The 14,521-nt window shown below is 66.5% G+C and carries 16 protein-coding genes and 1 tRNA gene; 6 read left to right on the top strand and 11 right to left on the bottom strand.

From position 1 onward, the window contains the following. Positions 1-60 precede the first annotated feature (60 nt). Positions 61-1,962 (top strand): Hef-associated nuclease, encoded by a 1,902-nt coding sequence (han, locus tag NO363_RS05460; RefSeq protein ID WP_370525591.1) that lies wholly within the window; start codon positions 61-63, stop codon positions 1,960-1,962. A gap of 145 nt (positions 1,963-2,107) precedes the next feature. Continuing rightward, positions 2,108-2,257, top strand: a complete 150-nt coding sequence (locus NO363_RS05455; protein ID WP_161605862.1) for a hypothetical protein — start codon at positions 2,108-2,110, stop codon at positions 2,255-2,257. Between the two features lie 29 nt (positions 2,258-2,286). Here NO363_RS05455 and NO363_RS05450 read toward each other — a convergent pair whose 3' ends face one another. Genes NO363_RS05450 through NO363_RS05440 form a run of 3 tightly spaced genes read right to left on the bottom strand, consistent with a single transcriptional unit; the run spans position 2,287 to position 6,014 of the window. Next, positions 2,287-3,915, bottom strand: a complete 1,629-nt coding sequence (locus tag NO363_RS05450; RefSeq protein WP_256687444.1) for a phospholipase D-like domain-containing protein — start codon at positions 3,913-3,915, stop codon at positions 2,287-2,289. 54 nt (positions 3,916-3,969) lie between these two features. Beyond that, positions 3,970-5,286: a HEAT repeat domain-containing protein gene (locus NO363_RS05445; RefSeq protein WP_256687442.1), complete on the bottom strand. Its 1,317-nt coding sequence runs from the start codon at positions 5,284-5,286 to the stop codon at positions 3,970-3,972. Between the two features lie 23 nt (positions 5,287-5,309). Beyond that, entirely contained in the window at positions 5,310-6,014 is a 705-nt protein-coding gene (locus NO363_RS05440) for a protein sorting system archaetidylserine synthase (protein ID WP_256687441.1), read from the bottom strand. Between the two features lie 100 nt (positions 6,015-6,114). Between NO363_RS05440 and NO363_RS05435 the strand changes: the two genes are divergently transcribed. Continuing rightward, the gene (locus NO363_RS05435; RefSeq protein WP_256687440.1) at positions 6,115-6,531 is read left to right on the top strand and encodes a cupredoxin domain-containing protein; all 417 of its coding nucleotides are present in this window, start codon (positions 6,115-6,117) and stop codon (positions 6,529-6,531) included. A gap of 1 nt (position 6,532) precedes the next feature. On the opposite strand, the gene NO363_RS05430 is transcribed toward NO363_RS05435, so the two are convergent. The 4 genes from NO363_RS05430 to NO363_RS05415 are packed head-to-tail and all read right to left on the bottom strand — an operon-like array spanning position 6,533 to position 8,993. Further along, the gene (locus NO363_RS05430; protein ID WP_007740965.1) at positions 6,533-7,168 is read right to left on the bottom strand and encodes a 30S ribosomal protein S3ae; all 636 of its coding nucleotides are present in this window, start codon (positions 7,166-7,168) and stop codon (positions 6,533-6,535) included. Beyond that, positions 7,165-7,425: a KEOPS complex subunit Pcc1 gene (locus tag NO363_RS05425; protein ID WP_007740966.1), complete on the bottom strand. Its 261-nt coding sequence runs from the start codon at positions 7,423-7,425 to the stop codon at positions 7,165-7,167. Before NO363_RS05425 ends, NO363_RS05430 begins: the two co-directional genes overlap by 4 nt. Further along, positions 7,422-8,531: an exonuclease RecJ gene (locus NO363_RS05420; RefSeq protein ID WP_256687435.1), complete on the bottom strand. Its 1,110-nt coding sequence runs from the start codon at positions 8,529-8,531 to the stop codon at positions 7,422-7,424. The genes NO363_RS05425 and NO363_RS05420 overlap by 4 nt, the downstream gene beginning before the upstream one ends. Further along, the gene (locus NO363_RS05415) at positions 8,532-8,993 is read right to left on the bottom strand and encodes a 30S ribosomal protein S15 (protein ID WP_256687433.1); all 462 of its coding nucleotides are present in this window, start codon (positions 8,991-8,993) and stop codon (positions 8,532-8,534) included. Between the two features lie 177 nt (positions 8,994-9,170). On the opposite strand from NO363_RS05415, the gene NO363_RS05410 reads away from it, so the two are divergent. The 3 genes from NO363_RS05410 to NO363_RS05400 all read left to right on the top strand — a co-directional run bounded on the left by NO363_RS05410 (position 9,171) and on the right by NO363_RS05400 (position 11,129). Then, positions 9,171-9,242 (top strand) — tRNA-Ala (locus NO363_RS05410). Between the two features lie 313 nt (positions 9,243-9,555). Then, positions 9,556-9,726, top strand: coding sequence for a hypothetical protein (locus NO363_RS05405; protein ID WP_256687432.1), 171 nt, complete (start codon positions 9,556-9,558; stop codon positions 9,724-9,726). A 95-nt stretch (positions 9,727-9,821) separates the two neighbouring features. Next, positions 9,822-11,129, top strand: coding sequence for an acetamidase/formamidase family protein (locus NO363_RS05400; RefSeq protein ID WP_256687430.1), 1,308 nt, complete (start codon positions 9,822-9,824; stop codon positions 11,127-11,129). Positions 11,130-11,188: 59 nt separating this feature from the next. Here the strand turns inward: NO363_RS05400 and NO363_RS05395 are convergent, their stop codons facing one another. From NO363_RS05395 to NO363_RS05380, 4 genes are all read right to left on the bottom strand, one after another. Beyond that, on the bottom strand, positions 11,189-12,466 hold the full coding sequence (locus NO363_RS05395; protein WP_256687429.1) for an RNB domain-containing ribonuclease: 1,278 nt from the start codon (positions 12,464-12,466) through the stop codon (positions 11,189-11,191). 84 nt (positions 12,467-12,550) lie between these two features. After that, a complete protein-coding gene (locus NO363_RS05390; protein WP_256687427.1) occupies positions 12,551-13,306 on the bottom strand; it encodes a DUF5803 family protein in 756 nt (251 codons plus the stop codon). Beyond that, positions 13,303-13,968 (bottom strand): DUF2110 family protein, encoded by a 666-nt coding sequence (locus tag NO363_RS05385; RefSeq protein ID WP_256687425.1) that lies wholly within the window; start codon positions 13,966-13,968, stop codon positions 13,303-13,305. Before NO363_RS05385 ends, NO363_RS05390 begins: the two co-directional genes overlap by 4 nt. Next, positions 13,968-14,483 carry a transcription factor gene (locus tag NO363_RS05380; protein WP_256687424.1) on the bottom strand — a complete coding sequence of 172 codons (516 nt, stop codon included), beginning with the start codon at positions 14,481-14,483 and terminating at the stop codon, positions 13,968-13,970. The genes NO363_RS05385 and NO363_RS05380 overlap by 1 nt, the downstream gene beginning before the upstream one ends. Positions 14,484-14,521 lie beyond the last annotated feature (38 nt).

Raw genomic sequence — 14,521 nt, 5'->3', positions numbered from 1 at the left:
AGCGTTCCGGAGCGCCGACCACTGTGTTTGCCAAGCGTTAAAGTCGGTCGCGGCGAACGACTGTCAAGAATGTCTACGCCATCGCGCTCTGAGGCGACCGGGGACGACCCCGTGTACGATCTCGCTGCCGACTGTACGATCGAGGACGTCGAGGAGGGTGCGTGCTACCGGGCGACGGTCAACGGCGTCGTCGAATACGGTGTCTTCGTCGATCTCTCTGCATCGGTCTCCGGTCTCGTCCACGAATCGAACCTCGACGGGAGCTACGACGTCGGCGACGAGCTCACCGTGCGCCTCGTCGACGTCAGGGAAAACGGCGATCTCGGATTCGAATCGATCGATGCCGCGGATCGCGAGACGGTCCAGGTCGGCCACGAGCCCGACATTACGGCGACCGACGACCTCGCCGAACGGGTCGGCGAGTCGATCACCGTCGAGGGCGAACTCGTCCAGATCAAACAGACCGGCGGACCGACCGTGTTCACGCTGCGCGACGGCGTCGGGATCGTGCCGTGTGCGGCCTTCGAGGCGGCCGGCGTCCGTGCCTACCCCGGATTCGAACTCGGCGATATCGTCAGAGTCACCGGTCGGGTCGAGCGCCGCGAGGGCGCACTCCAGCTAGAGGTCGAATCGCTCGACGCCGTCGACGAGAGCGACGAGATCCGCGAGCGTCTCGACAGCGCGCTCGAAGAGCAGGCGACGCCCCACGACGTCGAACCGCTCGTCGACTGGTCGGCGCTCGAACCGATGCAGGACGATCTCGAAGCCGTGGCGACGCGACTGCGCCGTGCCGTGCTGGAGAACCGGCCGATCCGCATCCGCCATCACGCCGACGGCGACGGGATGTGTGCCTCGATCCCCGTAGCGCTCGCGCTCGAACGGTTCATCGAGGAGGTCCACGGCGACCCTTCGGCAGCGCGCCATCTGCTCAAACGATTGCCGAGCAAGGCTCCCTACTACGAGATGGAGGACGTCACCCGCGATTTGAACTTCGCGCTCGGTGATCGCGAGCGCCACGGCCAGCAGCTCCCGCTGCTCGTGATGCTCGACAACGGGTCGACCGAGGAGGACGTCCCGGCCTACGAGGCGCTCGCCCAGTACGACATCCCCATCGTCGCCGTCGACCACCACCACCCCGATCCCGACGCGGTCGACGGGCTGCTCGCCGAACACGTCAACCCCTACCTCCACGGTGAGGACTATCGAGTGACGACCGGGATGCTCTGTGTCGAGCTCGCGCGCATGATCCACCCCGAGATCACCGACGAACTCACGCACGTGCCGGCGGTCGCCGGTCTCACCGATCGCTCGGAGGCCGACGCGATGGCCGACTATCTCGCTCTCGCGCGCGAGGCTGGCTACGACGAGGACGATCTCCAAGCGATCGGCGACGCGCTCGATTACGCGGCCCACTGGCTGCGCTACAGCGCGGGCGAATCACTTCTCACGGACGTACTCGGCGTCGATGCCGCCGACGACTCCCGACACGACGACCTCGTCGAGTTCTTCGCCGAGCGGGCCGCACGCGACACCGACGAACAGCTCGACGCCGCCATGCCACACGTCGAGAGCGCGACCCTGGACAACGGTGCCGACCTCTACCGGATCGACGTCGAACGCCACGCCCACCGGTTCACGTATCCGGCCCCCGGCAAGACCACGGGCGCGATCCACGACCGCAAGGTGGCCGACAGCGATGGCCCCGTCGTCACGGTCGGCTACGGCCCCGATTTCGCCGTGCTCCGTTCGGACGGCGTGCGCCTCGACATCCCGCATATGGTCGAGGAGCTCGAAGACGAAACCGACGGCGGCGTCAGCGGTGGCGGCCACCTCGTCGTCGGCTCGATAAAGTTCGTCAAGGGAATGCGCGAGGCCGTCCTGGACGCGCTCGAAACGAAGATGGGCGCGGCGGAGATCGACGAAGAGCTCGGCAGCGCCTCCGTCGCCGGCTTCGAGGATTGAGAGACTCGACGAAACCCGAGCAGACCCCCACCGGCCGACGGACCTAAACACGTGTGACGCCTATTTCGAATTCCATCATGAGTACCGAACGACCCACTATCGAGACGAATCGAGCGATCGAACGCGTTCTGAACGGGTGGTCCTGATGCCCTGGGGCGTTCATACCGAGTTCACCGAAGAGGAGGGCCCGGAAGTCGAGATCGACGAGGATCAGGAGGGGGTCGATCGGGGTGAGGAAGGCTCCGAACACACCGAGGCGTTCGACATCGACGACGCGATAGCGGAGCTGGACTGAACGGCAGGCCGACCTGACGAAGTACTGGTCTACTCGAACTCGATGCGGCGAGCGACGACGACAGCGAGCATCGCGACGCCGACCACCGCCGCGATCACACCCACGGGAAGCGGCGTCTCGGTCCCGGTATCGAGGCTGCGTTCCTCGCCGCCGTTCCAGTCGGCTTCGAACACTTTCCCGTAGTAATCACCGGCCGCCTCGCCGTCGAGTACGAGGGCGATCTCACGGTTCTCCCGGGCCGAGTTGTTGTTCCAGTTCATGCTGCCGACCACGACCTCCTCGCCGTCGACGATCACGCCCTTGGCGTGGATCTTCTCGAAGCGCGATCCCGATTTGGCGACCTTCGCTTCGAGCGAGAGATTCTCCGTGGCGGCTTTCTCGTTCAACCACTCGGCGAGGGCGCTGTTGTCCTCCTCGGAGTACCACGCGCCGCCGAGCAGGATCCGCACCCTGACGCCACGTTCGGCCGCGCGGATCGCCGCCCGAAGGAACGGCTGTTGTCGACTGCCGATCGAAGCCTGCACGACGTCGATCGACTCGTCGGCGTGGTCGAGTCGCTCGACGAGCGCGCGTTCGGCGTTGTCGGGCGCGGCGAGCAGTTGGGCGCTCTCGATGCTCACGTTCGCCGGCTCGAAGGTCGTCGGGTAGCTCTCGTTGGCTACCTCGTCGTCCTCGAACGTGCGGTTCGCACGGAACGTGCTCCACGGGGCGGTGTCGCGCCAGTCCGCGTCCGCGTGGAACACCGCGGCGAGTCGCTCGGCGACGTCACCCTCGACGACTGCGCCCCAGCCACGGCTCGACTTCCCGCCGATCCCCGACGGTTTCCAGTTCTCAGTCATGACGAGCGCGCGATCGTCGACGACGGCGTATTTCGGGTGGTGATAGTCGTATCGTGCCCAGTCGCCACCGATGACGTCGACCGGGATGCCCGCCCGCGTGAGCTCGTCGAGTATTCTGCCCTGTCGCTCGCTGATACCGCCCACGGGTGCGTCGTCGACAAGTAGCCGGACTTCGACGCCGCGCTCTGCGGCCCGTTCGAGCGCACGCGCGGCGCGCTCGGAGCCGAAGGTGTAGCCCGCGAGCAGGATGCGTTCTTCCGCCGAATCGAGAACGTCGATCGGGACCGCGGGTGCGTCGGGCAGGACGAACGCCCGTGCCGTCGAGGCATCGGATCGCACCGCCTTGAACTCCGTCGCGCCGCGATGTTCCCACGTCCAGCCGTCACCGGTCCGGTTCCACACCTCGGCGTCGGGTGCGTCTTCGTAGGTCGTTTCGTCGACGACGTGCCCACCGTCGGCGAGAACGAGTTCCTCGCCGCCGTTGGCGAGACTCAACGAATCGTTCGCTACCACCGTCGTCGCAGAGAGGTTCGTCGCGTTCGGATCGTTCGTCACCGCAACGCGCCCCTCGACGGTCTCGTTCGGCAGCGCGATCGTCGTCTCGTCATCGCCGATCGTCCAGCCCGAGAGGTTCGACCGATCGGGAACGTCGACAATGACGTACTCGCCCGCATCGCCATCGGCGAGCGGGTTCGGATAGACCGTCTCGATATGTGGGCCGTCGGGTTCCGCGACGGGTTCGTCGTCGGCCGCCAGCACCGATCCGCTCAACGAGGCGACGACGAGAACCAGTGCGAGCACGACGGCACGAACGGACACACGACACGATGGTTACGTTCGAGTATATAAACGTTCGTCTCGATGGAACGCGTTTCAGGCGGTCGTCTCGGCGGCGTCACCGTTCTCGTCGGCCAATGCGTGATCGGCCTTCTCGGCCTCGCTCTGGACGAGGAACGAGCGATCGTCGGCGTGCTCGCGGGCGGCGTCAAGCGCGTTCTCGGTGCCGATCTGGTTGAGCGCCCATGCCGCGCTCGCGCGCACTGAGTTCGAGTCATCGTCGGAGAGCACGTCCGCGAGCGGCGCGATGGCGCGCGTGTCGCCGATGAGGCCGAGCGCGCGCGCCGCGTTCGAGCGGACGGTCTCGTTGTCGGCCACGAGACGGTCGGCGACTGCCTGTGTCGATTCCGTCGAACCGATCTCACCGATGGCCTTGATCGTGACCTTTTGGAGTGCTGGATCGCTCTCGCCTTCGATGTACTCGTGGAGGGTGTCGAGCGCGCGATCGTCGCCGATCTTCCCGAGCACCTCGATCGGCGGCTTGTTGCGCTTCTGAGCGCGCTCTTCCATCACATCGTAGGCCTCGGGCGCGCCCATGCGCTTCAGCGACTCGATACAGTGCTCTTCCATGAACTCCGAACCGAACATGTCGAGCCCGCGCAGGATGGGATCGGGATCGTCCTGCTCCTCGTAGATCTTGATGGCGTTCCACTCCGGCGGGAAGTCCTTCCTGGTTTCCGGTGTGAGCACGTCGTAGAACCCCTCGACGGTGAGCTTCTCCCGCACCGAGAGGTCGTCCCACTCCTCGGCGTCGTCGAGCCCTGTCGTGAGCTCGTCGGCAGCCTCGATCAGTTCGGCGACGGTTTCGGCATCGTCGTCGGGGTCGAGCTCCCGGCTCTCGATCGTCCCGATCACGTCGTCGAGCGCCGCCGCAAGCTGTTCGGGTTCGTCGTTCGCGGCCGTGAACTCCTCGTCGAGCGTCTCGCCGACGGCATCGAGGAAGGAGTGCACCGCGTCGGCGATCTCGTCCGCGCCCTGTTCGGTCCAGCGCGTCTCGGTGAGCGTCGATTTCGCGCTCTCGATCTCCTCGACCGCGTCCTCGGCGTAGGGCCCGCGCTGCTCTTTGAGCGCGTCGCGTAGCTCAGTCACGCGGGATTCGAGCTCCTCGCGTGGGTCGTCGGCGTCCTCCTCGTCCTCGTCGGGTTCGGGGAGATCCGCCGCTTCGATCTCTTCTTCGACCTCGTCGAGATCGTTTTCGACGCTATCGAGGTCGGCTTCGGTCTCGGCCTCGTCGAGTTCAGCTTCGATCTCGTCGAGGCGCTCGTCGAGCGCCTCGGGCGTCCGCGCCTCGAGTTCGCCGTCTTCGCCGGCCGGCTGCTCGCCGTCGTCCGCAGGCTCGTCCCCGTCGCTCATGCTGCGGCGTTCGCCCGAATCGCCTAAGTGCGTTTCCCTTCGCCGCCAATCGGGTAGAATCGCGGCCCGAGCACGAGATACGCGAGCGCGCAGACGAGGAGGAGGCGCGGAAAGACCCGAGAGAGAACGGTCGGCGCAACGATCGCGCCCGCCTGCACGACGCCCATAACGAGCGCGTCGCGCACGTGGAGATCGGGATAGCCGATCGGTGCGACCATCAGCCCGGCGAAGATCGCCGTCGTGCCGACGAGGACCACCGGCGTCGCGATCCTGGCGAGCAAGCCCGCCGCCAACACCGTCGCCGCGAGCGTCGTCTGGACGCCCTCGGTCCGCCCGCGCTCGACGTCGTAGGCCGTGTAGAGCCCGAGCCTGACGACACCGCTGACGACGAACAGCGCCGCGACGGCAAGTGCCAGCCATCCCGACCCCTCCGGCAGCATCGCTCCCCGTTCGAGGCGTATCGTCGAGAAGACCAGCAGCGCGGGTGCGACACAGAACGAGGCCACGTCGGCCAGCGAATCTAGAAACTCGCCGACGGGTGTGCTGCCGACGTGCGTCGCGAGTACGCCGTCGAGCCCGTCGGCGACCGCCGCCAGGAGGACGAGTCGAGCGGCCAGCGGGGGCGAGAACGGTGCCAGCGCGGCCGCGAGAAAACCGAGGGCAGCGTTCGCCGCCGTGACGCCGTCGGCGAGGCTGAGGGCGGCGACGAACCGCGGCCGAGTAGCCATGTCAGCGCCATCGCCGACGGGCGGTTTAGGCGTTTCTGCTCGCGGCTTCGGACGGGCCGGTATCGCGGAGCCTATACCCCCGGCGCTCGAAGTCGAACCCATGAACCGCCGCGCGTTTCTCACCGCGTCCGTGGGCGTTGCCGTCGGTCTCACCGGCTGTATCGGCTCCTCACGCGAGCAGCCCGACTACGACATCGGGATGAGTTCGAGCGACTTCCTCCCCGAAGACGACTTCGAGCCACGCGTCGGCGAGCCGGTCGTCTGGTACAACACGGGCTCGCGGACTCACACCGTGACTGCCTACCAGTCACGCATCCCCGACGCGGCGACGTTCTTCGCTTCCGGCGGGTTCGATGGCGAGGGGGCTGCCCGCGAAGCGTGGAACACGGGCGGTGGCGGCGGTATCGCGAGCGGTGAAACGTACAAACACACCTTCGAGGTGGCCGGGACGTACAACTACTTCTGCATCCCACACGAACCGACGGGAATGGTCGGAAAATTTACCGTCGTCGAGTAGCTCAGACCTCGACGTCGCTCTCGTCGACGTCGACGGCGGTCGCTTCCTCTTCGGCGACCTCGTCGGGGTGGGCATCGAGCGCGAGCTTGCCGATCTCGACGCGGCGCAGCGGGTAGATCGTCCGCGCCTCGCCGTAGATGGCGCTCGACAGTCGCCCCTGCGTGACGCTGTCGGTGAGCTCCTCGAAGGTACGCTCGCTCGCGGCCTCCTCGACGAGCTCGGTCATCTCCTTGCGGATCGCCTTCTCCTGGCTGTCGTCGGCCTTCTTGGTGGTGAAGGCCACAGGTTGGATGCGCACGCGATAGTCGTCGCTCGTGCGCACGGTGAGGTAGGCCTCGACCTTCGAGGCACCGCGGCGCACCAGACTGCCGAGGTAATCGCGCGTGAGCTCGTGTTTCTCGAACTCGGTGTAGGCGGCATCGCTGCCGACGTCGGTGATGCGGAAGGTGAGCTTGACGTTGTTCGCACCGGCGTCGTCGGTCAGCTCGCCGAGGGTCGTTTCGATGGTGCGGTCGAGCACCGCGTTCGGTTCGTCGGCGGGAGTCTCACCGAGTTCGGCCCGGTCGAAGGACTCGGGCGCGAAGACGGTGTACCACCGCTTGGTCTGCTGCTGTCGTGATACTGAACGTTCGCTCATGCTGTGTCGTTGTCCGTTCTGTCGTCGTCCGCTTCGTCGTGTTCGTTCGCGATCCGTACGATTCGTTCGGCCACCGTGAGGTTGACGACGTAGTCGTCCACCGTCGAGCGCAACCCACCGACCCGCTCGCGTTCGAGCGCCGTCTCGATGGTGTCGCCCGCGACCGTGGTCTCCATCTCCGCCGTGTTGTCCGGTTCGAGCGCCGCCGCGACGATCCCCGCGGCCGCGGAGTCCGTCCGGAGTCGTGCACGCTTCACGCGGACGCCTCCCGGAACGCCGTGACGAACGTGTCGGCGTCCTCGAAGCGTGCGCGACCGCGCCGGGCGCTCCCGTCGCCGTCACCGCCCGCGGCCGCTGCCGCCGCGTCCATCCGTTCGCCGATGTTCACCTCGTCGCTCGCTGCGGCCGCCGCGCGCGTCTCCGAGACGGCGAGCGCGACCGGCTCCGGCGAGCGGAAGTCACACAGAAGGCGGGCGACCGTTGCGAGCGGCGCGTCGTCGACGCGAGCGACGAACAGGCCCCGATGGCGTTCGGTCGTCGCACCATCGAGCGCCGCGTGTGCCCGCTCTCCGTGTGTGCGCCAGGCCGCGAGCGCTGCGTCCCACACGTCGTGGCCGAGCGCCAGCGCGAGGCCGACGCCCGGTCGCTCGCGGGCACACGCGCGGAGCACGTCGGCGTAGCCGCCGACGGTCGCCGGCCGCTCGTCGATCATGCGCTCGTCGTTCCCAGTGATGGTGTACGGTCTGAGCGCACGCGCCACCGACTCGGCGGCCCGCGGCGTCGCATTGTCCGCGGATGCCACCAAGAGCGCGAGCAGCGAGGCGATCTCCCGGGGGTCGTCCCGCCCGTCGAGCGCCGCCGCGGCCGCCTCTTCGTCCCCCGAGAATGGAGCACGGACGAGCGTCGTGTGCGCCAGCCCGTCGACGAGATCGTCGACCGGCATCGTGACGCCCGGCCGCTGCTCGACGAGATCGTGCTCGCGGGCGTCCGCGAGGGTACTCCCCTCCTCGAACCCGGTCGGAAAGGAGCCGGCAAGTGCAAGAGCCGGATCGGGATCGCCACCGAGGTCGCGGGCGATCCCGACGGCCGTCTCGCTGGCCGACGGCTTCCTGGAGAGAGTGAGGTCGCCGCCCTCGATACCGATGTGGACGGTCGTCGCGTCGTCGGTCGCCGCTGTGTCTCGCCCGGTGACGCGCGCCTGGAACGGGACGTCCCGCTCGGCGAGCGCGCGCCCGAGCAGTCCGGCCGCCGCGAGCGAGTCGGCGTCGTCGCTCGCGAGCAGTCGGACGAACGCGGCCTCGCGAAGCGCGTCGGCGGCGCTGTCGGCCGCGGGCGAATCTTCGGGGCGACCGGCGATCGCCATCTACAGGAGTTCCTGTGCGTTCTGGTAGGTGTACTCGAAGTCCGCGTCGAGCTCGTCGCCGCGGTAGTAGTCGGCGAGCCGGCGGACCTTCGCCTCCGTGTTCTGGAGCGCGCGCTTGTTCTGGGCGTCGTTCGGGTTCGTGGTCATGTGCTCGCGCAGTCTGACGGCCCGTTCGAGCAGGTTTCGGAAGTCCTCGGGCAGCTCCGACGCCGCGTCGTGCTCGTCGAGGATCTCGGTGACCTTCTTGTCGGTCGCCAGCTGGACGTTCGGCACCGGGGTGCCCTGAACGCCCTCGTCGCGGAGCTTGAGACCGATCTCGCTCGGGCTGTGGCCCTGTTCGGCCAACTCGACGACGCGGTTCTCGACCGCGTCGGCGTCGACGTCGCTCCACTCCGGTGGATCGTCCGCCACGGGCTTGTCCGAATCGGACGAGCCGCGGCGTCGTGTATGCATTCGTGCCATTGTTGAGGATAGGAGTCGCACGAAACGCTACGGACACTACCGCAATCCCTGAGTCCGCGTGGACGAGTCGGATTTGCGGCCGTGCTGTTCCCACTCCCAACACTTCCCGCGCCGAAGTAAACCGTTTCGACTCGATGACGATGGGTTTATGCGATCGAGGGCGATAGCAGGGGGTACGGGCTCGTAGATCAGTGGTAGATCATCCCCCTGGCACGGGGAAGGCCTCGGGTTCAAATCCCGACGAGTCCACTCTACTTTTTGCCACGTTCACGCGCCTGCGGCTCGTTCGCGGGCAAAAACGTAGTGAAAAAGCGCGTCGGACTCCCTCCGGTCGTCCTCGCGCCCGCTCACTCACTTCGCGCTCACGGCCGCGCCGTTCGCTCGCGGTACGACGACCCGTTCAAACCGCCGCAGAGTGGACGGCGACTGTTGTTTTGCTCACGAATGTTCTTTTCTCCGTTGTTTCGGTGTTGATGGATGAACCGAGTCCGTTCGATAGCGAGATATGAACGCTTGCATAGGACGGCCAAACGGTGAGGTGGATGCCGCCACGACGGCGGGTATGGGTGCAATCACCGATCTCGCGGAGAGCATCAACGACGCACGGCGCTCGATCTGGGGCGAGGCGAGCACCGTCGGCAAGATCCTGATCCTCGTGGTTCTCATCGCATCGGGCATCGGCATCCCGGTCATCATCATCATCGCGCTCGTCGCGCAGGCGATCGCCGGGTAAGCAGTCGGGCTCGTCCGGCGCAATCCACATTGTGAATTCCTGATACTGATTCGACAAGGCTGCTTATACTTCTGTGTGTCATAGTAACATTGATCATGGCACAACGCGAGATTCAGGAAGAACTCACCGTCGACCAGTACACGCTCGGGTTGGTCGGACCCGATCAGGAGTGGGCCGGCACCGTCGCCGACGGTGGCACTGTTCGCACTCACACGCCGCCAGCGTGCTGGGGACCAATGATCACGCCCGACTTCAGGGGTGGCCACGAGGTGACACGACCGATCGCCGTCGAGAACGCCGAGGTGGGCGACGCGATCGCGCTCACGATCGAGGACATCGAAGTGACGAGCGTCGCGACGAGCACCGGTAGCATGCGAGAGCGCGACGAGGCCTTCGGCGACGATCCGTTCGTCGATCACCGGTGTCCCGAATGCGGCACCGAGTGGCCCGAGAGCATCGTCGAGGGCACGGGTGAGGAGGCCATCAAGTGCGCCGAGTGCGGTGCGAACGCCTCGTCCTTTGGCTTCGAGTTCGGCTACACCGTGGCCTTCGACGAGGACAGATCTGTGGGACTGACGATGGACGACGCGGCGGCCGAAGAGCTCGCCGAGAACGCCCGCGAGGCGATGGCTCTCCCGGACAACTCTCGCCAGCATCCCATCCTTCTCTACAAGCCCTCCGGAATGGCCGGCACACTCGGTCATCTTCGACCCTTCATCGGCAACGTCGGCACCACACCCCCGGTCGAACTGCCGGACTCGCACAACGCCGGCGACTTCGGGCAGTTCCTCATCGGAGCTGACCACGACTGGGGACTCCCCGATGAGGAGGCCCTCGCCGAGCGCACCGACGGCCACATGGACGTCAACGCTGTCCGTGAGGGCGCGGTGCTCATTTGTCCGGTAAAGGTCGACGGGGGCGGGATCTACGTCGGCGACCTCCACGCCAACCAGGGCGACGGCGAACTGTCGCTGCACACCACCGACGTGAGCGGGCACACCGAACTCGGCGTCGAGGTCATCAAAGGGCTCGACATCGATGGCCCGCTCTTGCTCCCGAACGAGGAGGATCTGCCACACATCGCAGCGCCCTACACCGAAATCGAGCGCGAGACCGGGCGCGCGCTCGCCGACGAGCACGGCGTCGAGATGACCGAGGAGATGGGTCCGATCCAGGTCATCGGCAGCGGCGAGACGATCAACGCCGCGACCGAGAACGCCTTCGACCGCGCGGGCGACCTGCTCGACATGTCCGAGGGCGAAATTCGGGGTCGATGCACCTTCACCGGTGGCGTCGAGATCGGTCGCCTGCCTGGCGTCGTCCAGTTGACGATGCTCGCGCCGATGGACCGTCTCGACGAGCGCGGCATCGGGGAACTCGTGAGGAAGCAGTACAGCCTCTGAGGGCGGTTGTCTATTGCGTTCGGCTGCCGTGGTGGCCTCCTTGCCGTCCGACCGAATCGCTATTCGTCGTCGACGACCTCGATACCCCGGTTGTTCACCGCATCCGCATCCAGGCCGACTTCCTCCAGGAACTGCTTGTATTCGCGCTCGCATTTCTCGGCGGCCTGTTGTTGGTCCGAAGCGTGATCACAGAGTCCGAGAAGGTCCTCGGGCACGTCGTTCTCGTGGACGATCCAGTGGTTCACCAGGTCGGAGAGCCGACGGATCGGACTCGTGAAGTGGCCGTAGATGTCGAAGTTGAGCGCGTGATGGCCGCCGAACGGGTCGTTCATGTAGCGCGCACGGGGCATCACCTTCATCACGGCGAACTGGATCTTGCCGAGCTGGCGCTCGGGCGCGTCCTCTAGGGTGGCGTTGACCGCGATCCGGGGATCGTCGCCCCACGCCTCGCCGGGGATCGACACCCCGTCGAGCTCCTGGATCTCCTGGAGCGCCTCGTCCCACTGTTCGGGCGAGGGCTGAGGATGAACTCGATACATCGCCTCGACACCTCTGTTCCACATCAGTTCGTGCGTCACAGCTTTGTTCGCCTTCAGCATGCACTCCTCGATGATGGTGTGCGCGCGGTCGCGGCGCGGATTCAGCACTAAGGAGCCGTCGGCCTTGCGCTGTTCGTGCATGCGATCGGCGAGCTCGAACACCAGACTGCTCTCCTCGTGGAGATCGCTGTCGGGGTCGTCGAGGCGCTCCTCGGCCTGCGTGTAGGTCAGGCGCTCGTCGCTGCGGATCACCGATTTGTAGATGTCGATTTCGTCGTACGTGAGCGTCTCGCGGTCCAGATGCATCTCGACGGTGTGGGCGAGTCGGTCCTCGTCGGGAACGAGCGAGCAGACCGTCTCGGCGAGCGCCGCGGGCAGCATGTGGATGGTGTAGTCGGGCAGGTACACTGTGTTCGCGCGCCGGACCGCTTCGGCCCACATCTCGCTGTCGGGATCGACGTAATGGGTGACGTCGGCGATGTGGACCCAGAGCACGTACTCGTCGTCGCGTTTCTCGATGCTCAGCGCGTCGTCGAAATCGCGCGCGTCGACCGGATCGGTCGTCCACGTCGTCAGCTCCCGGAGGTCCTCGCGCACGTCGAGTTCGGTCTCGATATCTCCGGCGATGTCGTCGGTGCGCTCGGCGGCCTCGTCGAGCACCGCGTCGGGGAACTCGTCGTGGATGCCGAACTTCTCCAGTAGCTCCTCGCGCTTGTTTTCGAGATGGCGGGCGAGTTCGTCGTCGATCTCGACGGGCCCCTGTGCCTCGACGGTCCCAGCGGCTGCGTTGTCGCTCATGGGGCGGCTACGCGCGGGCGTCAATTAGTCGTTCTGGCACTCGCCCGCGGTCAGTTATCGTCGCGAATCGAGCAACCGATGCTCTCAGAGATCGGGACCGTCGTTCTCGCCGGTGTCGACGTCCGGGCCGGCCTGCTCGCGCCGGCGCTCCAGATCGCGGATCTGGCGGAGGTAGTAGAGCGCGCCGGCGAGCGCGACCACGACGAGCACGGCCGCCCCCGCGGCGAAGATGTAGAGATCACGCGCGAGGTAGTAGCGGACGATCACCGCGTTGCTCTGGACGTCCGGCCAGCTGATCTGCACCCGCCCGGTGTCGGTGCGCGTCGTCCGGTAATCGCCGGGCGAGACCCGCGCGAGCGGTTCGTAGGTAACGCGCATCCCCTGGGGGATCGTCACCTCGTAGGTGCCCGAGACGAACGTCTGCGTCGAGACCCGCTTGCCCTGTGCCGACGCAGTGAAGGCGAGCTTGCCGTTGCGCGCGGGCAGCGAAATCAGCGTCCGCTCCTGCTGATTGGTCGCGTTCAGCGCCGGCGACGACGGACCGACGACCGTCCCGTTCGGATACTGGAACCTGAGCGACGAGATCGAGAGCGGCCCCTCGCGGCCGAGTCCGTCGCGACTGTGAACGGGGAACTGCGTGCGGTTGTCGATCTTGTAGACGGCCTCGTACTCGCCGCCGGTGACATTGATCGAGGCGTTCGCGTTACTGCTCCAGTCGTAGCTTTCGTTTGCCGCGAGCGCCTGCTCGTCGACGGAGTCCGGACCGAGAACCGACGAGCAACCCGCGAGAACGAGGAGGGCGACCAGCAGGACGCCGGCGAGCGCTCGCTTGCGGTTCATGGCACGACACAGAGCAGTTCGGCCGGCAGATAGCCACCGATGCTCGACAGCAGTCCGGGTGGGTCGGTCCCCTCGCCGCAGATGATGCTCTGTTCCAGGAGACCGAGGCGCTCGACGGTGACGATGTCGTTCGCGTGACCCGCGCGGTTGACGGTCGCTCGCACCTCACCGCGCGTCGCGCTGTTGGCGTTCACTCGCCCCGCACCGCGCGTCCATTCGTAGAGCCGATCGCGCTCGGCGTCGGCCAATCGGTGTGGTTCGCCGTAGACGAACTGCATGGGAACGTGCTGAATGAGCCCGAACCGCGTGCGGATCTGTTCGGGCGTGCCCGGTCCGAGCCCGAGCTCGGCGCTCGGAACGTGGATGTCTTCGCCGGCGTCGAGGACGAATCCCGACTCGTCCCACGATTCGAGCGTTCCGGTGTAGGTTTCACCCGGCTCGAAATCCGGCGTGATCGTGCCCCATCGCTCGTCGAGGACGTTCCTGGCGACGGTCTCGTCCTCGCCCTCGACGGTGACGCTCGGGAAGTCGTCGTGGCGGACGCCGACATCGTACTCGACGCCGAGCTCGCCGATGGCGTTGTCGACCAGCGAGCGGAGCCCGTCGAGCGCGCGCTCGCGGGCGTCGCCCTCGACGTAACACTTGGTTGCGAGAACGACCATCAGGCCACGTTGAGTTCGGCACGGAGTTCGCCGATGCGGTCGTCCATCGCCGTGACGAGGTGATCGTTGTCGAGCGCGTCGAGCTCGGAGCCACACTGGGGACACTCGAAGCCGAACTCCATCGCCTCCTCGAACTCGAACCGGATGGAATCGACCTCACAGAGGAAGAACTCGTGGTTGCGCTCGTACTCGCGGCGCTCTTCGAGCGCGTCGAGCAGTCGGTGCATCTCGTCGCGGAGGTTCTCGGGGATCGAGCCGTATTCGAGCGTCCAGAGATAGGTGAGCCAGCCCGAGTCCTCGTCGCGCAGCCGGCGGTAGTCGGCGAGATCGTTCTCGTAGAGGATGAACAGCGCCCGCCGGACGTCGTTGAGCTCCAGATCGAGCTCCTCGGCGAGCTCTTCGTCCGTCACTTCGCCATCGGGCGGCGCTGCGGCGACGGGCATCCCACGCGGACCGACGAGCTCGTGGAGATAGGTTTGGACGACGGGGTCTTCGAGAAGCTCCTCAAACGCCATTTACCGTACGGGGGTTCGCCAGCGCCGTAAACCCATCG

The organism is Halococcus qingdaonensis (genome assembly GCF_024508235.1).
In the GTDB taxonomy this organism is placed as follows: Archaea; Halobacteriota; Halobacteria; order Halobacteriales; family Halococcaceae; genus Halococcus; species Halococcus qingdaonensis.
This window is presented reverse-complemented; position numbering and strand designations above follow the sequence as displayed.

Excerpts from the sequence above, each read along its gene's own strand:
- NO363_RS05455 (WP_161605862.1), top strand. The coding sequence starts at position 2,108 with ATGCCCTGGGGCGTTCATACCGAGTTCACCGAAGAGGAGGGCCCGGAA.
- NO363_RS05445 (WP_256687442.1), bottom strand. The coding sequence starts at position 5,286 with ATGAGCGACGGGGACGAGCCTGCGGACGACGGCGAGCAGCCGGCCGGC.
- NO363_RS05440 (WP_256687441.1), bottom strand. The coding sequence starts at position 6,014 with ATGGCTACTCGGCCGCGGTTCGTCGCCGCCCTCAGCCTCGCCGACGGC.
- NO363_RS05435 (WP_256687440.1), top strand. The coding sequence starts at position 6,115 with ATGAACCGCCGCGCGTTTCTCACCGCGTCCGTGGGCGTTGCCGTCGGT.
- NO363_RS05430 (WP_007740965.1), bottom strand. The coding sequence starts at position 7,168 with ATGAGCGAACGTTCAGTATCACGACAGCAGCAGACCAAGCGGTGGTAC.
- NO363_RS05420 (WP_256687435.1), bottom strand. The coding sequence starts at position 8,531 with ATGGCGATCGCCGGTCGCCCCGAAGATTCGCCCGCGGCCGACAGCGCC.
- NO363_RS05415 (WP_256687433.1), bottom strand. The coding sequence starts at position 8,993 with ATGGCACGAATGCATACACGACGCCGCGGCTCGTCCGATTCGGACAAG.
- NO363_RS05405 (WP_256687432.1), top strand. The coding sequence starts at position 9,556 with ATGGGTGCAATCACCGATCTCGCGGAGAGCATCAACGACGCACGGCGC.
- NO363_RS05400 (WP_256687430.1), top strand. The coding sequence starts at position 9,822 with ATGGCACAACGCGAGATTCAGGAAGAACTCACCGTCGACCAGTACACG.
- NO363_RS05395 (WP_256687429.1), bottom strand. The coding sequence starts at position 12,466 with ATGAGCGACAACGCAGCCGCTGGGACCGTCGAGGCACAGGGGCCCGTC.
- NO363_RS05390 (WP_256687427.1), bottom strand. The coding sequence starts at position 13,306 with ATGAACCGCAAGCGAGCGCTCGCCGGCGTCCTGCTGGTCGCCCTCCTC.
- NO363_RS05385 (WP_256687425.1), bottom strand. The coding sequence starts at position 13,968 with ATGGTCGTTCTCGCAACCAAGTGTTACGTCGAGGGCGACGCCCGCGAG.
- NO363_RS05380 (WP_256687424.1), bottom strand. The coding sequence starts at position 14,483 with ATGGCGTTTGAGGAGCTTCTCGAAGACCCCGTCGTCCAAACCTATCTC.